General features: G+C 63.3%; 3 protein-coding genes. All 3 read left to right on the forward strand.

All coding sequences use genetic code 11. The annotated features are described in order from the left end of the window. The first annotated feature begins 359 nt into the window (after positions 1-359). Positions 360-563 (forward strand): hypothetical protein, encoded by a 204-nt coding sequence (locus tag IE295_RS33110; protein WP_190067510.1) that lies wholly within the window; start codon positions 360-362, stop codon positions 561-563. A 2-nt stretch (positions 564-565) separates the two neighbouring features. After that, positions 566-916 (forward strand): DUF1036 domain-containing protein, encoded by a 351-nt coding sequence (locus IE295_RS33115; protein WP_190067511.1) that lies wholly within the window; start codon positions 566-568, stop codon positions 914-916. A gap of 345 nt (positions 917-1261) precedes the next feature. Beyond that, entirely contained in the window at positions 1262-2974 is a 1713-nt protein-coding gene (locus IE295_RS33120) for a M4 family metallopeptidase (protein WP_190067512.1), read from the forward strand. The last annotated feature ends 84 nt before the right edge of the window (positions 2975-3058 follow it).

Consider the following 3058-nt stretch of genomic DNA (forward strand, 5'->3'; position numbering starts at 1 on the left):
CCCCCTGCCCGAACTGGGATGTCCCCTCCAAGGACGGGCCAGCACGGCACTCCGGACGAAACGTGATCATGCAATGGCCGCTGCCTCCAGATCGCACACGAGCACCGCGTGGCTCCTTCCAAGGCCCCGCTCGCATTTCTTGGGATTGGCGACTTGGTGTCCTGCATTCAAGGTTGGATCTCCCTAATCACTCGCCCAGATGCGACGCGGATGCGCTGAAGCTAGTTTGGATATGTGGGAGCTTCACTCACCACGCTGGTAGAGCGGCGACCCCGGCGGGCGCTTCGGTCCTGGTGAAACGGGACCAACCGGCAACACGCCCGTTTCGAGGCAGCCTCAACCGAGGAAGGTGTCGCGTTATGGCAGAGATATTGTCACGGGCCTGGACGGCGGACGAGGCTGCCGAATATCGGCGATCACGCGGTCCGGACCAGACGGGCGAGGCGGTCCCGATGGATCGGACGGCGGCGGTCTCCAGCGGTGAGGACCACCGTCCCGGCGTGGAGAGCGACTCCGTCGGCGACGACGGTCGCGGTGACGACCCCACGCCGCAGGAGGGATAACCGTGGGACTCTACTTCCGGAACAACACGTCGACGACTGCTTGGGTTGCTTACGCTTATTCAAACAGCGACTGTGCGTCGGAGGGTGACCCGTGGTCGAAGAAAGGATGGTTCGGGATCGCTCCGAACACAGAGGTGAAGGTGCGTTCCGGCCCGGTCAACGGGGCAAAGTACTTCTTTTTCGCAGAAAATCAGGACAGAAGTCGGAACTGGAGTGGCGGATTTACCACCCAACTTCCAGACCGGGCATTCGACTGGTGCTGGACCACAGGCAGCACCGATTCCCGACTGCTCGGCATGAGAAAGATAATCGCGCCGGTGACCTCGTTCGACCATACGATCAACCTCACCTGACCCAAAGGCCGGGGGCCCGAGGCTGTCGGCGTCGGGTCCCCGGCCTTTGGTAGGCAGCGAACGTGCTTACCGATGCCGGATTGTCGGGCCTGGTCGAACCCACCTCTGCCTGTTTAGTTCGGTCGAGGGGCTGGAAAAGTCCCAGCCTGCCTTCTTCAAGCTCGCACGGGAGCGCGCCGCTGTCCCCCGTCGCCCACTGCCTGTTCGTGGGTGAGAGCGCGGCAGAGAGGGCGGTGGCAACCTCGGCCGACTTCCGGGTATCGCCCCACCCACTGCATGCGCTGCACCTCGTCGAGAGCGAGTTTTTCGCGAAACCCCGCACCCTGCTCGGGAAGGAATAGCGTCATGCCCAACCAACAAGCCGCAGACAATGGTCTGAGCAGCTTCTCGTTGCACACATTCGACGAGTCGTCGTCCCGCACCATCGCGCAACTGCAGGAGGAGCAAGCTGCACGTCCCAGCGTCAGGCCGGAGGGGCTCGAGAGTCAGCGCGACCTCGATCCCGAGATGGCGGCGCGTCGCTACCTCGACCAGGCCCTGGCAAGCGCGATGGTGCCGTCCTTCAATGCTCCGGTGGCGAGCGGAGTCACCAGCCGGTTCAAGACGATCGGCACGGAGACAATCCCGCTCACCGACACCCGCACGGTGAAGTTCCGTCAGACACTGAACGACATCCCGGTCTACGGCTCACTGGTGACCGTAGAACTCGACAAGGCCAACGATCTGATCGGCATCGACTCAGCTCTCGGCGAGCCCCACGAAATTGACCCGGTCGCCACCGTCTCGGCGGGCGACGCCCTGGCAGCGGCCGCCACCGCGCCGCATGGTTATGTACCCGTCCTGGCCGGTGTGGTTCCTCGCCTGAACCACTACTTCGACGCTACCGCGTCTCGCTGGCGGCTCGTGTACATCCTCGAAGACGTGCCGGTGACCCTGGACCACACGGTTGAGCTTCAGTTGGGCCAGGAAAGCAAATTCGAGCCGCCCCGGTTTGTCGACTACGTGGTGGACGCTCACGACGGGCAAGTCGTATCCATCTTGCCGCGCACACCCAGCATGACCACTGGGGAACAGCAGACGGCGACCGACAGCTTCGACGTCAAGCGCACCTTCCTCGTCTCACGGCAAGGCTCAAGCCTGGTGATGAACGACCCCATCCACAACGTCCAAACCTTCGGCTTCAACTTCGGTGACCCCTCCGTCGACGGTGATCGGCTGCCGGGTGACCTCATCACCAATCCGCCGACCTGGACACCAGGCGCCGTCAGCGCCCACGCCAACGCCGTCGCGGTATCCGAGTTTCTGCGCAATGTGCTGCGACGGGACAACATTGACGGACTAGGTGGTCCCATGCGGTCGACCATCAACTGCGTCGTCGCCGACAGCAGTCCCGGCCCCAAGCAATGGATCAATGCCTTCTGGGATCACCGGCAGATGCAGATGGTCTACGGCCAAGTGCTGCGTGGAGCCGAACTACGCTCTCTGTCCGCCAATATTGATGTGGTGGCGCACGAGATGTTCCACGGTGTCACGGACCACACCTCACGTCTGGAGTACGTATTCCAGTCGGGGGCCCTCAACGAGTCCTACTCCGACATCTTCGGAACGATCGTCGCCAACTCGGGGAAGGAGGATCCCCGCACCTGGGACTGGCTGCTGGGTGAGAACCTCCTGCCCGGGGACAAGCCGTTCCGTGACCTGTCGGACCCGCCTCGATTCAGGCAGCCGGCACACATGGATCAGTTCCGCGTGCTGCCCAATACCCAGGCTGGTGATTGGGGCGGGGTGCACGTCAACAGCGGGATCCACAACAAGGCGGCCTTCCACTTGTTCACCGCACAGGCCGACGATGGCTCACTCAAACTGAGCCCAGCTGAGGTGGCGGCCATGTTCTATCTGGCCCTCACGCAGCGGCTATCGCGAACCTCGCAGTTCACAGACAGCCGACGCGCGGTCGTGGCCAGCGCGCGGACTCTGTTCCGAGCACTGCCCGCAAACCAGCTGTCCTCCAAGGTCGCCGCAGTCGAAGCGGCCTTCGCTGCGGTCGGGATCCTTTGAACTTCGCGGCACGTTCTATCACGTTTCGTCCGGAGTGCCGTGCTGGCCCGTCCTTGGAGGGGACATCCCAGTTCGGGCAGGGGG

The sequence above is a fragment of the Streptomyces griseocarneus genome (genome assembly GCF_014655595.1).
Lineage (GTDB): Bacteria > Actinomycetota > Actinomycetes > Streptomycetales > Streptomycetaceae > Streptomyces > Streptomyces griseocarneus.

Coding starts and splice junctions, on each gene's coding strand:
- IE295_RS33110 (WP_190067510.1), top strand. CDS start 360: ATGGCAGAGATATTGTCACGGGCCTGGACGGCGGACGAGGCTGCCGAA.
- IE295_RS33120 (WP_190067512.1), top strand. CDS start 1,262: ATGCCCAACCAACAAGCCGCAGACAATGGTCTGAGCAGCTTCTCGTTG.